The 15,852-nt window shown below is 40.8% G+C and carries 15 protein-coding genes and 1 riboswitch; of the genes, 13 read left to right on the top strand and 2 right to left on the bottom strand.

Going from position 1 to position 15,852, the window contains the following annotated elements:
- The first annotated feature begins 708 nt into the window (after positions 1-708).
- The 5 genes from DSOL_RS20485 (at position 709) to DSOL_RS20470 (ending at position 2,781) form a co-directional block, all read left to right on the top strand.
- Complete coding sequence (locus DSOL_RS20485; protein ID WP_075366646.1) at positions 709-909, top strand: hypothetical protein; 201 nt, start codon at positions 709-711, stop codon at positions 907-909.
- A 39-nt stretch (positions 910-948) separates the two neighbouring features.
- A complete protein-coding gene (locus DSOL_RS20480) occupies positions 949-1,128 on the top strand; it encodes a hypothetical protein (protein WP_075366645.1) in 180 nt (59 codons plus the stop codon).
- Between the two features lie 80 nt (positions 1,129-1,208).
- Positions 1,209-1,343: a hypothetical protein gene (locus DSOL_RS29635; protein ID WP_282433563.1), complete on the top strand. Its 135-nt coding sequence runs from the start codon at positions 1,209-1,211 to the stop codon at positions 1,341-1,343.
- A gap of 485 nt (positions 1,344-1,828) precedes the next feature.
- Positions 1,829-2,068, top strand: a complete 240-nt coding sequence (locus DSOL_RS20475; protein WP_075366644.1) for an SHOCT domain-containing protein — start codon at positions 1,829-1,831, stop codon at positions 2,066-2,068.
- A gap of 350 nt (positions 2,069-2,418) precedes the next feature.
- Positions 2,419-2,781, top strand: a complete 363-nt coding sequence (locus tag DSOL_RS20470; protein ID WP_075366643.1) for a response regulator transcription factor — start codon at positions 2,419-2,421, stop codon at positions 2,779-2,781.
- Between the two features lie 770 nt (positions 2,782-3,551).
- Here DSOL_RS20470 and DSOL_RS20460 read toward each other — a convergent pair.
- Together DSOL_RS20460 and sigI are read right to left on the bottom strand one after the other, a co-directional pair.
- Positions 3,552-4,715 (bottom strand): anti-sigma-I factor RsgI family protein, encoded by a 1,164-nt coding sequence (locus DSOL_RS20460; RefSeq protein WP_075366641.1) that lies wholly within the window; start codon positions 4,713-4,715, stop codon positions 3,552-3,554.
- A gap of 6 nt (positions 4,716-4,721) precedes the next feature.
- Positions 4,722-5,450, bottom strand: a complete 729-nt coding sequence (gene sigI, locus DSOL_RS20455; protein WP_075366640.1) for an RNA polymerase sigma-I factor — start codon at positions 5,448-5,450, stop codon at positions 4,722-4,724.
- A gap of 381 nt (positions 5,451-5,831) precedes the next feature.
- Between sigI and DSOL_RS20450 the strand changes: the two genes are divergently transcribed.
- From DSOL_RS20450 to cbiQ, 8 genes are all read left to right on the top strand, one after another.
- Positions 5,832-7,247, top strand: coding sequence for a M23 family metallopeptidase (locus tag DSOL_RS20450; protein WP_075366639.1), 1,416 nt, complete (start codon positions 5,832-5,834; stop codon positions 7,245-7,247).
- A gap of 328 nt (positions 7,248-7,575) precedes the next feature.
- A complete protein-coding gene (locus DSOL_RS20445) occupies positions 7,576-7,941 on the top strand; it encodes an ArsR/SmtB family transcription factor (protein ID WP_075366638.1) in 366 nt (121 codons plus the stop codon).
- Positions 7,942-7,993: 52 nt separating this feature from the next.
- Positions 7,994-10,342: a heavy metal translocating P-type ATPase gene (locus tag DSOL_RS20440; protein ID WP_083642851.1), complete on the top strand. Its 2,349-nt coding sequence runs from the start codon at positions 7,994-7,996 to the stop codon at positions 10,340-10,342.
- A 439-nt stretch (positions 10,343-10,781) separates the two neighbouring features.
- Positions 10,782-11,903, top strand: a complete 1,122-nt coding sequence (locus DSOL_RS20435) for an ATP-binding protein (RefSeq protein ID WP_075366637.1) — start codon at positions 10,782-10,784, stop codon at positions 11,901-11,903.
- A gap of 160 nt (positions 11,904-12,063) precedes the next feature.
- Entirely contained in the window at positions 12,064-13,467 is a 1,404-nt protein-coding gene (locus DSOL_RS20430; RefSeq protein ID WP_075366636.1) for a cation diffusion facilitator family transporter, read from the top strand.
- 141 nt (positions 13,468-13,608) lie between these two features.
- A riboswitch (cobalamin riboswitch) is annotated at positions 13,609-13,797 on the top strand.
- Positions 13,798-14,005: 208 nt separating this feature from the next.
- Positions 14,006-14,791, top strand: coding sequence for an energy-coupling factor ABC transporter permease (locus DSOL_RS20425; protein ID WP_139314554.1), 786 nt, complete (start codon positions 14,006-14,008; stop codon positions 14,789-14,791).
- Positions 14,788-15,084: an energy-coupling factor ABC transporter substrate-binding protein gene (locus DSOL_RS20420; RefSeq protein WP_075366635.1), complete on the top strand. Its 297-nt coding sequence runs from the start codon at positions 14,788-14,790 to the stop codon at positions 15,082-15,084. The genes DSOL_RS20425 and DSOL_RS20420 overlap by 4 nt, the downstream gene beginning before the upstream one ends.
- Complete coding sequence (gene cbiQ, locus DSOL_RS20415; protein WP_075366634.1) at positions 15,081-15,851, top strand: cobalt ECF transporter T component CbiQ; 771 nt, start codon at positions 15,081-15,083, stop codon at positions 15,849-15,851. The genes DSOL_RS20420 and cbiQ overlap by 4 nt, the downstream gene beginning before the upstream one ends.
- Position 15,852: the final 1 nt, after the last annotated feature.

Genomic DNA, 15,852 nt, shown 5'->3' with positions numbered 1-15,852 from the left:
AATATTAACTCGAAATAAATGATAATCATTATCAAGAAAAGGAGTGAGGTTCTGATGGAATGCTGCATTACGAAAGCACCTTGGTATAAAAAATTATCAACTGCTTTATTAGGTACGAAACTGTCACGGTGAAGTGAATCAAGTAACTCAAGGGTTAGAAACAATTGCCTTAGTCGGGAGTCCTAATGTTGAATTTATGTTCAAGATGAACCATTGAACATTTCTTCTCGTTGATTTGCAAGATAGCCCCGGGTTATTACCAGGCGTAACGCTATGGTAGGCCGAGGCACTTTTTATTGTTTCCTGATTTTACGGGACAAACCCTGTGTCAATTTGTATACTTTGTGGCTAAGTCCCATAGGTGGGCTTCCCACTTTAGAGAAGCTTTTAATCGCTGGACACTTTAAAATAACAAATAATTTAAAAACCTGTAACTTTGCTGTGAAATTTTTCTTATAAAATAGTAAATAGTCATAGCATAAGTTAACCACCGATCTGATTTTTAGCTTTTGAGAACTATTTCTTTACGAAAGAAGTTTTCGGTTGAACCAAGATACCTATAACATGGACCGGTTTTCCTTAGGACAGAAGCTAAAATCATAATGTCCTACCCTCGAAACAAATCAAACTCTAACGAATGACTTAGTGAACGAAATCTATTCAATGAGTCGAGGTTGCGAAAATAGAAAGAAAGGAAGCAGTGATAACATGTCAATTTACAAAATTGGTGATATCGTGAAAATCAACGATCAGGGAAACGAAGATTTCAATGGGCTTGCTGGTGTTGTTAAAAAAATCGAATTAGGCAGTGATGATGTATCCATACTTTATTTCGTTGAATTTCAGACGATTGATAGCCCCCCTCGAACAATGCTTGTCTTTCTCGAAAATGAATTGGAGGCTGCATAAATATGAAAATATACGTCACAATTAAGGAGGTATCTAACCATGAAACGGTTAGAAAGTTTACGTGTAGAAAGAGAAAGAGTCATTATGACGTTAGAGAAAGAGAGCAAGAATCGAGTAAAATTGTTGATCAAACTTATGGATGTTGATGACGAAATTGAGGAAATTCTTGCTAGTGAACTCAAATCATTGTCATTTGGGCTAGTCAATAACAGTGTGTAGCCGGTGCTGCCACTTCCACAAACTAACAGCAACTAATAGCCGATTGGTTTGCGAACGATCCTAATCCGATGGTCATGAACATGAATACCGCAACGACTCCGGTAGCTCCACCGGTAGCTCCACCGGCTACTGCCCCGGATACAAGCCAAAACGATCTCTATAACCAAAGGATCAATAACTGCGTCCAGATAGATCAACAAATGATGAAGCAATAGTGTAAATCCACAAAATCAAGCAGTAATGCAACAACAATGGCAAAATGCGCAAAAAGACGGCAGAGTAAATAACAATAGATCCAATAGAAATAGCCGGACTGGTAACCAGATGTCCAGAAACTGGTCTTGGTCTGGGAACATGGATTGGTAAAGAGATAAGGTTATAGTAGGATAGGCTGCTTACAAGGGGGCCTGTCCAATTTTTATGTGTTTATGGAGAGCAAATCAAAATCAAAAGCATCCTACAAGAAAGTTGCATTTGTTAAATTGCAAAGTTCAGATGGGTGCCCGCCAAAGCCAACATTCTGGGGCTGAGGTAATTCTACAAGCAGTTCATGCCTTAGCAGACTACATTAACAAAAATGTTAAGAATCTGTGACGTGGGCGTAAAATGAAACCTCTATTCTTAGCTAACAACGTTGAAAGGTGACCTTACTTTATTGTGGATGTTTTGATGGAAAGTTCACGGAAAGGAGGAGTAATTTATGTTTGGCGGTTGGGGCTTATTTGTTGGCGACGGATTTTGGGGGATGGGAATCCACTTGTTTTTTTGGATAGTATTGATTGCATTGATTATATATTTATTTCGGCGGATAGGTTCTCGGATTCTTATACGTCGGATTATCGAACCAGATCAGGCCTTAGATGTTTTACTTGGACGTTATGCCTGTGGTGAGATTGATTTGAAAGAATATCAAAAGCGGAAAAAAGAATTGCTACTATAACAGTGGCACCATGAATCATTTAATAATGTAAACCGGAAATGTAAATTGTTTACGAAATGTTTAGAAATATAAGGAGAAATATAACAATAAATATAAAAACCTGTGATGTTGCTGTGAAACCATTCTTGTACACTCGTAAGATCATAATGTAAATACCCTAGTAAAGAATCAAACTCTTACGAATAGCTTAGTGGACAGACCCTAGAGTGAGTCAGAGTTGCCAAAAATAAATGAATAAGATGTCAATCTGCAAATTAGTGATGTCGTAAAAGTTAAGTCCACGTATCTTCGGCTTGAATCATGTCTCTAGGGAATGATACACATGCAAATTGATGAAGGAGGAAGCTACATTGAACAAAAAGGTTCTAGTAGCAGACTACGATGAGCGGATTAGGGATATTGTATGCGTCTACCTTGAAGCAGACGGTTTTACTGTCTATCAGGCAGAGGATGGAGACGAAACATTGGAGTTGGTTGGAAAAGATAAACCAGATCTCGTCATCATCGATCTAGTGATAGCAAAATTAGATGCTTGGGCAGTATTTAAGACGTTAAAACAGGAAGCCAAGATTCCCTTAATTATGCTAACAGGTAAGGGAGAAGAGAATGATCGAGTGTTAATTTTTGATTTAGGGGCAGATGATTACGTTGAAAAACCGTTCAAGCCTCGTGAACTCATTACCCGAATTAAGACAGTTTTAAGAAGGCAGTAAACTCAAAAACTATAAGATTTGAATTAGGACATTCCAATCGAATGGCATGAGAGCCCAAAGGTCCTGCATCCACGTGTTGAGGTTACGGTGTAACTAGTATGGAGAGTAATTAACAAAAATGTAAAAATCCATTAACTTCAAGTAATTCTCTTAAGATAAAATATAGTTGATAATGGGGGGATTACAGTGAGAAAGGCATTATTGATATTTATTGTTATTGCACTATTAGTTGCAGGTCTTTTCCTTACAAAAGCATATGCGGAAACCCGTCTCTGGCAACGAAACCAAAATGCTAGACCATTCCAAGCCGAGCCTAATCTCTCTTCTACAGATATACAAAATAATGTGATACCTAATGTTAGGCCATCGGCTAACCCTGATGTCAGTGGATCGTGGTGTAGTCCGCTGAATCCAAACTATCGGCCGGATTATTATTGGTATAGTAGTCCGCACGACGATAGATGGATTAATGCAGTTAGGAGTTGGTGGTGTCAGTAAATAGAGGCTGTACGTCAGCTAAACCAGCATTTTGATCAGGATGTTGTAATCAGAATATGGTTGTTCGTTGCTATGGTAATTATCGGAATTATATAAGGAGGACTAATGCATTTCATGGTATGCCGCTATTCAATAACATGGTAGTTAACTGCATCGTGTTTTAACAACTGATGTACCGACCGCGATATGACGGTCGGAGCTGACTCAAACCTTGTGTGCGACCAGTGCACACTAAACAACGCGCTGCCTATCAAAGCTCGCATACGTTTAATTTACCATGAAGCATTTTTATCCCACGTTGAGTGCTCACCCGAATTCTGGCGCCAATTGGACTGGGGTTGATTATTATAAAAGTCATGCTCTTCCTCATCTGGATTTTCATAATCCCGAGCCTCGTTATAGAAAGGGTTCGTAGGTGGTTGCGGTGTGGAACTTTCAGGCATCTTATTGTCAGGGGAGACCTGGCCGGAACTCGGTTTGCTCAAATCAGGGGATGTTCCTCGCGGAGGTTTATTTACAGGAGGACTGCTGGAAGCCTTAGGTGCACTCCAGTTGCTGGGGTTGTTGTCAGGTGACCTGTTTTGGTTCTCGGAACGGTCCGGATAATCATGGTTCTCTGTGGTGTTTGATTTCATATTTGAAGGATGTTCGTTTTGTGCTCTTACTTCCAAACTTTCTTCAGGAAAAAGGGTGGCTACACTTACATTTGCATCCAGCAGTGCTTTTTTGGCATCATTACGGAGGGTATCAGGTTGAACAGCTATACCTTTCTCAATGCATCGATCATATATTAAATAACTGTTAACCGTCATGCCCTGTTGCTTGGCTTCCTGCTGGATTTTCTGGTTCGCTTGACCGACAACCACGCTTCCGGACAGGTTCCTACGATTCATTTCATCACGGATGGAGTTTCGAAGTTTTTCTGTATCAATAACTTGGATTCCCCACTTATTTATCGGTACCACACTTGCTAAGACTAGATTTTGTGTTCCGTTTAGCGTTCCTTGGTTGTTGGCGTTTTCTACGATTAATTCAACGGCTTGATACACGTCCAGCCCTTTGATGAATAGTCCATCCACAATACTTGAACCAACATTGACATCTTGAACTTTAATAACTTTGCCCTCTCTGTTGGTCAATAGCTCAATGCTTTTATTAATATCTAGAGAGACCGACGCTACTGCCATATTTGGAATGACTAAGAGAGAAAAAACACTGATGCTCAGAGCAAGTAAAAAAACGGCTGCTGCGGCCGCATACATCAAGGCGGAATTATGAAACACAAATATACGCTTAGGGTTTAGATTGACTTCAATAGTCTGACCTACAACAGGTGGCTCTTGAGGAGTAGAAATTTCTAAAAAGTCGCCTTTTTCTGTAAAGATGACAGTAACCTTTGGCGAAGTCCGCATCACGATCCCTTTGGTTTTCTTCATTTCTGCTTACACCTTCTCTCCTGGTTCTTCTGGAAGCTGCATGAATATTTTTAGCGGATAAAAATCTGGTTCGGATAGGATGAGGGCCAGAGCGATAAGATATTTTCGCCCCTTTTCCAGGGCCTTGCGCTTTATGCCGGTCAATACCTCTAGTTCTTTGATGGGTAAAAGTCTATATGTTTTGAGAAGCGCCATAAGACCAGGGTTATTGCTTAAAACTAAGGCCGCCCTTGTGAGAGTTTGCTTGCTGTCAGTGTGTTTCGGGGAGACTTTTATTAAATCATCTAACGTTACGTTATAGTCACAGAGCACACGAACGTAGTTTTCAACGACTTGCGCAAAGACCTCTTGGTTCTTGTTTTCTTGATATTGCTCTAGGGAAGTATCAAGATCGTAGCGGCTCAGCTCTTCATCTTCTAGGTTCATGGGTGAGAGGGAAAGGTGTTGATGTTTGCCTTCTTTGCGAAAATAGTCCACTAATCTTCGGCGGACCACCATTTGAACAAAACTGTGAAAAGAAGCACCTTCGTGAGGGTCGAAGCTATCAATCGCTTCATTAAAAGCTAAAAGAGCAATGCTGAGCTCATCGTCATTATCCCAGGTTAAATACCTACTGCAGACTTTGGAACTTACCCTAGCTATAAATGCTTTATGAGATCTTATAAGTTCCTCTCGTACGAGAGGATCACCGCTCTTGGCTGATATTAAGGTATCTTTCAAAACTTGTTCTTGCACCTTAATCACTCCACTTACTAGTAGTTCGTAAAACTAAAACAGTTTCGAGGGATAGAAAAAAACATTCTATTCCCATTATGGGGATAGAATGTTACAGGATTGTCACATTTCTGTTATTTTTGCGTTACATAAAGTTAGAAAAAGGCAATATCGATAAAGTAAGATTTCTAAGTCATTTTCAACCTTGATGGGATTGGGAGTACAAATAAGTTACAAAGTGTTCACAGATTTTTCACATCCATCTTTCATTTTTATGATAAGTTGTCTTTGGTTACTTATGGATATATCGTAATTTGCAATTTTAGATCGAGTGATATTTATTAATTTTTATCTAAATATTCTTAACAGTAAACAGGTCTCAGACAACATTGGAGGGACATAATGAAAAGGTTGAAGGTTAACATGCATGGACACCACATTACCCAATGGATACAAAAAATACCATGGAAATCACCGAAAGTGATTGGAAGCTCGATGGTATTACTGTTGATGTTGGGAGGAGGGGCATATTATTACCAGACTACAACTTCGGCGGCATATGTCATCATTAACGGGGAAACGGTAGGAATTGTTTCCAATGTTAGTAGTGCGAAAAACCTTATCGATAAAATCCTGGCTGATAAGGGAGCCGCTTTAGGTGTCACTGCCAAGACTAATGATAAGATTGAGTATTCCTCTGTACGACTATCGAATGGGGACTATAAACTACTTCCCGAAGAGAATCTAAAAGAAAAATTAGCAGTATATATTGAAGGGTTCGAGCTAACGGTAGCTAATAATCCGATCTTTGTTCTTCCTAGTCAGGAGGAGATCAATAAATTATTGAAATCTTATCAAGAAGTTTTTGCCAAGTCAGATGAGACAAATCAGGTTACCACCGTATCATTTCAGGAAGAGGTAGGGACAATTTCCGTAGAAGTTTCTCCGGAAAGAGTTATTACCTATGAACAGGCTCTGGAAAAGCTTAAGCAGGGAAATGTGCAGAAAGAAGATTATATTATTCAACCAAATGACTCGTGGTGGTTTATTGCTCGAAAAAATAATTTGAAAACAAGTGAAGTTTTAGCTGCTAACCCGGGGGCAACTGTTGACACAGTGTTGAAGCCCGGTCAAACGATTAACCTAGAAAAGGTTTCTCCGTACTTAACGGTTGTGAGTAAAGGGACCCGGACAGATAAAGAAATCATTCCATTCGACGAAGTTATGAAAATCGACTCAACCCTTGCCAGCGGCCAAACGAAAATAATCCAAGAAGGTAGTGACGGAGAAAAAGAAATCAAGTATTCCTATGAACAAAAGAATGACAAAGTAATAACCAAGACGATATTGGACGAGAAGGTCTTAAAAGAATCAGCTCCCCAAGTTGTTGCCAAGGGGGCTAAACGTGAACCAGTAGTTGTAGCTTATTCACGGGGAAGTGGTCAGAACTCATCCGGTCTGATTTGGCCGATCAGAGGAAGAATTAATTCTTATTATGGGTATAGGAATGGAGGCTTCCATAATGCTCTGGATATCAATGGTTCCCAAGGTGACCCTTATGTAGCAACTGCCAATGGTAAAGTAATCAGTGCAGGGTGGAATGGGAATTACGGAAATAGCATTCTTATTGATCACGGAAACGGAATAATGACACGTTATGCTCATTCCTCGAAGCTCCTTGTTGCTGCGGGACAGACAGTTTCTCAGGGACAAACGATAGGACTAGTGGGTTCGACTGGACGTTCTAGCGGGCCGCACCTTCATTTAGAGGTTATAGTCAAAGGGGACACAACCAATCCTTTGAATTATTTGCGTTAAGACAATAACATCAAGAAATTTTCGAAAAGAATGGGCTGTTCCAAGCAAATTGCTATAGAGACAGCCCATTCGTCGATATCCAGCATTTCTATCAGTCATAATGGCTTCGGGTTCCATTGCCGAACGCCTGCGCTAGAAACCAGCTTTTTTTCCCCAAACATAAAAAGTGACTGGACTTGTCAGCGAGTTAGGTGGTCTTGGACTAGCATAGGGTTTGCCTGTTAAAAATATTGACTTATACAGTAAAAAGCAATATACTAAAAAAGTAAACACTTGAATACATACTCATATAATCAAGTGTTCGGATTAATCAGAAAGAGGTATCGTGATGGTTGATAAAAGGCATGATGTTGATAGGTGCGACTGCAGTGTAATACACGAGGAAATTGTAAATCAGGTCAAAGCCAAAATGCCCTTGGAAGAAAACTTGTATGACCTTGCTGAGCTATTCAAAGTCTTCGGGGATTCAACAAGAATTAAAATACTTTGGGCGTTGGTAGAGGCCGAGCTGTGTGTCTGTGATATTGCTGTGTTATTAAATATGACCCAATCGGCGATATCCCATCAGTTAAGAGTCTTGAAAGGTGCAAGGCTGGTGAAAAATCGTAGAGACGGAAAAATTGTATTTTATTCTTTGGAAGATGAACACATTAAGCAAATATTTGACCAAGGATTAATCCATATCAATGAATAGTGATCTTCTCATCAATATTAGATGTTAAGAAATCAGAAAGAAGGAGATTAGTGTGAGTTCGACAGTGAAGAAGGAGCTGCTATTAGAGGGATTAGATTGTGCCAACTGTGCCAATAAAATTGAGGATCAGGTCAAAAGGGTGGGAGGGGTTAACAGTGCAACGCTCAATTTTGTGACCAAAGTTCTGACCATTGAGTTGGTCAGTGATGGGAATAAAGACGATATACTCAATCAAGCGAATCAAATTATTAACAAACTTGAACCCCATATCATTATCAAAGATAAAGCACTCTCCAGGCCAGAAAGAAAGGTATTGTTATTAATTGGGTTGGACTGTGCGAATTGTGCCAATAAAATTGAATCAGAGGTCAAAAACCTTGAAGGTGTTAGCTCTGCTACTGTAGACTTTGTATCCAGAAAGTTAACCCTTGAAGTGAATAACAAGCGTGATCTGCAAAGGGTCATCGAGCAAGCCTCTAAAATTGCAGTGAAGATAGAGTCAGGTATTAAAGTGGTTGAATACGAGGACAAGAAAGAGGAAAGCAAGGAAGATGGAGGGATTAACAAGCCAGAAGTTATACGTTTAGCTATAGGTGCAGCTCTCTTTTTTGTCGCCATCTTAGGCAAGTTTCCGTTTTGGGCTGAGTTTGGAATATTCCTAGTAAGCTACGTATTAGTCGGTGGCAAAGTGGTTTTAAAAGCAGTTCGAAATATTTTAAAAGGGCAGGTGTTTGATGAAAACTTTTTAATGACGGTTGCTACCATAGGTGCTTTTGCAATAAAGCAATTTCCTGAAGGTGTGGCAGTCATGCTTTTCTATCAGGTTGGCGAGTTCTTCCAAAATATGGCCGTTAACCGTTCGAGAAAGTCAATCAGTGCTTTGATGGACATTCGACCCGACTATGCCAATCTAAAGGTTGGTGAGGATATTAAGAGGGTATCTCCTGAAGAAATAAGTGTTGGAGATATTATCCTAATAAAACCGGGCGAGAAGGTCCCCCTTGATGGCAAGGTGATTGAGGGTATGTCGATGCTTGACACGTCCGCCATAACCGGGGAGTCAGTGCCAAGAGAAGTCGAACCAGGAAACGAAATTCTGTCAGGAACCATCAATAAGAATGGACTATTAACAGTTGAGGTAACTAAAGAGTTTGGAGATTCCACAGTCTCCAAAATTCTCGATTTGGTACAAAATGCCAATAGTAAGAAAGCTCCAACAGAGCAGTTCATCACTAAATTTTCAAGATACTATACACCAGTCGTGGTATTCGTTGCCTTAGCCATGGCAGTTATTCCACCTTTGGTTGTCACAGGTGCGACCTTCTCAGATTGGATCTATAGGGCTTTGGTTTTTCTGGTTGTGTCTTGCCCCTGTGCTTTAGTAATATCAATTCCTTTGGGTTTCTTCGGTGGTATTGGCGGAGCAGCTAAAAGTGGCATCCTGGTTAAGGGTAGCAACTTCCTTGAAGCCTTAAATAACGTGGACACGATTGTTTTTGATAAGACAGGCACCCTTACCAAAGGCGTGTTTAAGGTTACAAAAATTCACACGCTTGGTCGTGAATCAGAGGAGAATCTGCTGGAGTATGCTGCTTTTGCTGAAAGCTATTCCAGCCATCCCATTGCCACTTCAATCCTTAAAGCTTACGGGAAAGAAATTAATAAAAGCGAAATAGAGAACTATGATGAAATTTCAGGGCATGGAATCAAAGTGAGTGTTAAGGGTAAACGTATCCTAGCAGGCAATAAAAAACTGATGAATAAAGAAAATATAACCTATAATGTAATGGATGAAACTGGGACAGTGGTTCATATAGCCATTGATGGCAACTATGCAGGCTATATTGTAATATCGGATGAGATAAAGGATGATGCAGAAAAGGCCGTAAGAGAGCTAAGGGGGATTGGCGTTAAGAAACTAGTCATGCTTACCGGAGATAGCAAGCTAGTTGGAGAAACGATTAGTCGTCAGTTAGGCCTTGATGAGGTACATGCTGAACTACTCCCTGATCAGAAGGTTGAGAAGCTGGAGCTCTTAGAAAAACAAAAGCAGACCAAAGGGAAGCTACTCTTTGTCGGTGATGGTATCAATGATGCCCCGGTACTGGCTCGAGCTGATCTTGGGGTGGCAATGGGGGGGTTAGGTTCTGATGCAGCCATAGAGGCGGCGGATATTGTAATTATGACAGATGAACCCTCTAAACTTGTGAATGCCATCAAAATTGCTAAACGAACCCGAAGCATCGTCTGGCAGAATATATTTTTCGCCTTGGGCGTTAAAGCTGTCGTACTTGTATTAGGTGCTGGAGGGATAGCCACTATTTGGGAAGCGGTCTTTGCGGATGTCGGGGTAACGGTGATTGCTGTCATCAATGCGATGCGTGTTATGAAAACGAATTAGTCGAAAGCGGTGTTTGAAAAAGGTAGCCCTGAGATTAATTATACTAAAGGGAAAGGACCAAGAATATGTCCAGTAACATGGACTTGGTATAGAGATGAGGTTAGAGTAGGACAAGTGGCTTACAATGGGCGCCTGTCCTACTTCTTCTCTTACGACGGTAGGAAAAGAGAAGTTATAGCATTTCAACTTCTGCCCAAGCTTAGCTGGGGAATGTGATACTTAAGGTAGGAACCACGGGGGCAGATATCGTAAAGCTACAAACAAAACTTAATGATGTGTGGTTAAATGTAAGGTAAGTTGATGGTAAATTGATTTAACGATTCAGGGCAGGCGCCATACAATAGGCCACTGTCCTACTCTTGTATATGTAAAATACAAGAATAGATCCCCACTGGGTGTTTAGGGGAGGATAAAAAAAGGATAGGGAGGAGATCTTTTTTTGCAAAATCATGAACCCCCTGCACAAAATCGTGCTCGGACTCTCTTTGATCTTATCGCGATTGGGGTTGTTGTGCTGATTTTGACGGTCATACACTACACGAATTACCATTACGAAATGAATTATCACATTCTATTGCAATTCGCGTACTACCTCCCAGTGATTTATGCTGCCATGCGTTTTGGCCCTGCTGGCGGGATAATATCCGGTTTGGTTATTACGATCCTCATCCTGCCGTTGATGTTGTCATTCCAGGCGATGTCACCATCGGCCATGTATACGCAGTGGGTTGAAATCGGCTTGATAAACGTAATCGGCTGGTTAACAGGATTCTTGACTGAACAGGAACGGAAGGCGTCACGCAAACATCAGCTCGCTTTGCTAGTTCAAACGCAGTTGGTGGAGAAGTTAAAGCAAGAAGGGCAGGAACGAAAACGATTGGAGGGTGAGATCCGGCAAACAGAACGATTAACGGCGCTGGGGCATATGAGTGCCGGGTTGGCCCATGAAATACGCAATCCCTTGGGGATCATGAAAGTGAGCATCCAACTACTGGCGCAGGAAAAAAGTGATGACGGGGTTGTTTCAGAATACTGTAGGGTACTACTTGAAGAGTGTGAACGGTTAAATCGCCTGGTGAGCGAGTTTCTGTCCTTTGCCCGTCCTAAAGAGCCTGTACGTAGGGGGATTGCGTTAGGGAAACTCTTGGACGAAGGAGTTGCCTTGATCCAGCCTGCCCTGGGGCAACATCATATAGAATTATTACAAGCGCGAAGCCAAGTTGAGGAGCATGTGGTTGAGGTCGACCCGGATCAGATTAAGCAGGTCATACTGAATATCTTACTTAATGCCATCGATGCCCAGGGAGATGGCGGTGTAATTCAGCTAGAGGGAGTTCGACAAGTTGGCTTTGTAGGTTTCGCCGTCAGTGACGAGGGATCAGGTATTTCACCGGACGACATGCCCTATATTTATGACCCGTTTTTTACGACGAAGGAAAAAGGTACCGGGTTAGGGTTATCTGTTGTGCATAGTATCCTTGATCAGCACGGGGGGAAGATATCCACGACGAATAGAACGAATGGAGGGGTTCGGGTAGAAATACTGCTCCCGTCGATTTAATGGAAAGTTTACTTGCTGAAAATTAATAAATATAAGATGGGGAAATATGACATACTAGCCTTCACGATTGAATCAATTGAGTACTTACGATAGTATAATTAACAAGTTGAATTTATCAAGATACTTATTAATTCAATAAGTTAATAGGAGTGGTCTGATTTTGGTTATTGACAAACAAAAGGCAGCTTTGAGTTCTGTTTTTGCAGCAGTTTTCCTCACATTAATGAAAACTGTAGTGGGTATTTTTACAGGCAGCTTAGGAATTTTATCCGAGGCATTGCATTCTGCATTGGATTTATGCGCTGCGCTTATAACCCTTTTTGCAGTAAAGTTTTCCGATAAACCAGCAGATTCTAAGCATCACTATGGACATGGGAAGATAGAAAGCTTTTCAGCACTGATAGAGACAGTTTTACTCCTCATAACCTGTGTATGGATTATTTATGAAGCCGTGGAAAAGTTGTTTTTTGGCAAAGGTGTGGAATTGATCGGGATTCAGTGGGGCGTATTAACAATGATTATTTCAATCCTTGTTGATGCCTCAAGAGTAAGAGTTTTGAAGAAGGCTGCCAAGGAACATGGAAGTCAGGCATTGGAAGCGGATGCACTTCATTTTAGCAGTGATATATGGAGTTCCTCAGTTGTTATAGTGGGCTTGATTTGTGTGTGGATAGGTGATTACTTCAACATACCTGTTTTAAAGTACGCAGACCCAGTAGCGGCTTTGGGGGTAGGGCTGCTTGTTATTAAGGTGAGCATCAAGCTTGGCAAAGAGACCATTGATGTTTTGTTAGATACTGCACCAGACGGGATAAAAGAAATGATCGAAAAGGAGATTAGTAAAATCACCAGTGTTATTCAGATTGCAGAAATTAGGCTCAGACCTTCTGGGGCAGTTCAGTATATTGAAATAAATGTTGGCGTTGACCCATATCAAAGTCATAGAAGCGTTCATACTATAGTTCATGAAATCAGGGAAAAGATTTCAGAAAAAATACCGAGGTGTGATATTGTGGTCAGCACATTTCCTGTTGATGCTGTCGGGATGGCTGACTTAAGTCTTAGCCGGACATTCGAGGAAATAGTAAGCCAAATTTCTAATTGTACAAATGTTCATAATATACATGTTTATGAATTTGAAGGCAAAAAGAAGATTACTGCACACATAGAACTGGAAGAAAACTTAACGCTAAAGGATTCCCATGAATTATCCCATAGAATTGACAACATGGTTCAGAAGGCAATAAAAAATGTTGACAATGTGAGTCTCTACTTTGAGCGAGCTGAGAAAGTGGTACAAACTGAGGATATTACTGAAACACAGCAGGATATTGTCGATAACATAAAAACTGCAGTCCTAAAAATAAGAGACAATGTGGACTGCCATGACATAAAACTATACCGCAATGGAAACAAGGTTTCAACGTTTTTGCATTGTGGAGTTCGGGGCGATTTTACTGTGGATAAACTGGAATCGATATCAAACAATATTAAAAGCGAACTGAAAAACAATGTGGATCGTTTAGAGAATGTTCACATCCACTTTGAACCACTGGATAACTAATAAAATATATGAATCATGAGCATAACCCTATTAGAAAAGCGATTTTACAACAATCGGAGGTTGCCCAGTTAAATTCTCAGAAATATATTGAAATATATTTTGGTAATAGACAGACGCAATTTTTTATGTTAGAGTGAAAGACAATTAAATATAGGGATGAGTGATTCTTTTCCGAGGGAAAGAATTGAAAAGGGAAGTCAGTTGAAGCTGACGCGGCGCCCGCCACTGTAATAGGGAGTTAACTCACATAATGTCACTGGGATAAATCCGGGAAGACGTGAGTTGGTGAAGATCTTGAGCCAGGAGACCTGCTTATTTCTAAGTCTAAACTACCTACGGGAATGTTAGGGAGGTTGATATCTGTGTCTTCAGGACTACTGTTGTTACCTGATACCAGTTAAACTTTTTACCCTTCTATGTGGTAAAGGGTTTTTATTTTTTTACATCATAAAATCTAAGACTGAATAATAGAAGGTTTTCCCGGACACGCGCCCGCTGTTCCATAACGTCCAAAAATGAAAAGGAGTCGAGAACTATTATGGGTCTACGAAAGATTAAGAAGATCAGTTTATTAATAGCCTACGTTTTGGCTATCTATATCGTCTTTCCCAATAATGCTTATGCTATGCATATTATGGAAGGATTCTTGCCCTTTAACTGGGCCGCCTTCTGGTGGATTGTTATGATTCCGTTTGTAATTGCTGGGGTACGTTCCATTAAGAAAACAGTGACTCTTCATCCCAGTTTAAAGATGCTGCTCGGTATGGCGGGAGCCTTTGCTTTCGTTTTGTCAGCCCTAAAAATTCCGTCGGTAACCGGTAGTTGTTCGCATCCGACAGGCGTAGGTCTAGGTACCATTCTGTTCGGACCTTTAGCGATGACCGTCTTGGGTATGATTGTTTTAATCTTTCAAGCCCTTCTCATCGCTCATGGTGGAATAACTACCCTAGGAGCAAACACGTTTTCCATGGGGATTGTGGGACCTTTTGTCTCTTACGCTATCTATAAAAGTTGTAAGAAATTGGGGGCTCCCCTGTGGCTATCAGTTTTTCTATCAGCTACTTTAGGGGATCTAATGACCTATATTACAACATCTTTCCAGTTGGGGCTGGCTTTTCCCGCGGCCTCAGGCGGAGTGATGGCTTCCGCACTAAAATTCATGGGCATCTTTGCGTTCACTCAGCTTCCCTTAGCCATAAGCGAAGGTATCCTTACCGTTTTGGTCATTAATATTCTTAGTGCTTACAGTCAAAAAGAGCTGCAATTTTTAGGAGTATTTACTGGAAAAGAGTTACCTGCCCGAAAACAGGGGGTGAAAGCATGAAACCGATTGCTAAGAATGGAATATTACTGGTAATTGTAGCTGTACTAGCCTTTGGTCCCCTTTTTATGACACGCGGTGCCGAATTCGCCGGAGCGGATGATCGAGCAAAAAACGCTATCAGCACACTTAATGCCAATTATAAACCTTGGTTTAAACCTTTGTATGAACCGCCGAGCGGAGAAGTCGAAACTTTCTTGTTTGCCCTGCAGGCAGCCATCGGAAGCGGATTTTTCTTCTATTATATAGGTTATTCCAAGGGTAAACACAGTGTAAGCAAGAAGGATCAAGCATGACAAGCATTGATTGTTACGCCTATAGTAATAACCTAAAAACAGTTCACCCGGTGGAAAAGTCTCTTTTTGCGATGATTACTATGGTAGTCTGTCTAACTTCTCCTACAGTAATCACCCCGCTTATCATCGTAGCCTTGATGGCTGGAGGGATAATCTTCAAAGCAGGCATTCCAGCCCGAATTTTTGTCAAGCTGATGCTAGTTCCTCTTTCGTTTCTCCTGATAAGCGTTTTGACGATCGCTTTTTCTATCTCGACCAACCCTTCAGGATTTTGGCTAGCTCAAACCATTAATGGCGTAACCGTAGGAACACGTTACCCAGATTTGATCACCGCAGTTCATCTCTTTCTAAGATCGTTAGGAGCTGTTTCCTGTCTATACTTTCTAGCCCTAACTACTCCAATGACTGAACTCATTACAGTACTCAATAAAATGATGGTTCCTGTGATTATAACCGAATTAATGTTGCTAATTTATCGTTTTATCTTTGTCTTTATGGAAACAGCCACCACTATTCGACGTGCCCAGCTTTCTCGTTCAGGTTATGTATCCATGAAAAGTTCTTACCGTTCTTTGAGTCGGCTCTTCTCGGCTCTTTTAGGGAAAGTTTTTGTGAAATCCCAAGAACTTTACAATTCCATGGCAGCGCGGTGTTACACGGGAGAGATTAAGGTGCTTACAAAGAAGCATCCTGTTAACCTAAGTAATTACATTATTATAATTGGGCTTGAACTTCCTTTGATTTTGTTGAATTTACTAGGGAGGTGAT

Origin of the sequence: Desulfosporosinus metallidurans (assembly GCF_001936615.1) — a bacterium.
In the GTDB taxonomy this organism is placed as follows: Bacteria; Bacillota; Desulfitobacteriia; order Desulfitobacteriales; family Desulfitobacteriaceae; genus Desulfosporosinus; species Desulfosporosinus metallidurans.
The sequence above is the reverse complement of the archived record's forward strand: the minus strand, read 5'-3'. Positions and strand labels throughout refer to the sequence as shown.

Coding starts and splice junctions, on each gene's coding strand:
- DSOL_RS29635 (WP_282433563.1), top strand. CDS start 1,209: ATGAATACCGCAACGACTCCGGTAGCTCCACCGGTAGCTCCACCGGCT.
- DSOL_RS20425 (WP_139314554.1), top strand. CDS start 14,006: ATGGGTCTACGAAAGATTAAGAAGATCAGTTTATTAATAGCCTACGTT.
- DSOL_RS20480 (WP_075366645.1), top strand. CDS start 949: ATGAAACGGTTAGAAAGTTTACGTGTAGAAAGAGAAAGAGTCATTATG.
- DSOL_RS20420 (WP_075366635.1), top strand. CDS start 14,788: ATGAAACCGATTGCTAAGAATGGAATATTACTGGTAATTGTAGCTGTA.
- DSOL_RS20460 (WP_075366641.1), bottom strand. CDS start 4,715: ATGAAGAAAACCAAAGGGATCGTGATGCGGACTTCGCCAAAGGTTACT.
- DSOL_RS20485 (WP_075366646.1), top strand. CDS start 709: ATGTCAATTTACAAAATTGGTGATATCGTGAAAATCAACGATCAGGGA.
- cbiQ (WP_075366634.1), top strand. CDS start 15,081: ATGACAAGCATTGATTGTTACGCCTATAGTAATAACCTAAAAACAGTT.
- DSOL_RS20475 (WP_075366644.1), top strand. CDS start 1,829: ATGTTTGGCGGTTGGGGCTTATTTGTTGGCGACGGATTTTGGGGGATG.
- DSOL_RS20445 (WP_075366638.1), top strand. CDS start 7,576: ATGGTTGATAAAAGGCATGATGTTGATAGGTGCGACTGCAGTGTAATA.
- DSOL_RS20450 (WP_075366639.1), top strand. CDS start 5,832: ATGAAAAGGTTGAAGGTTAACATGCATGGACACCACATTACCCAATGG.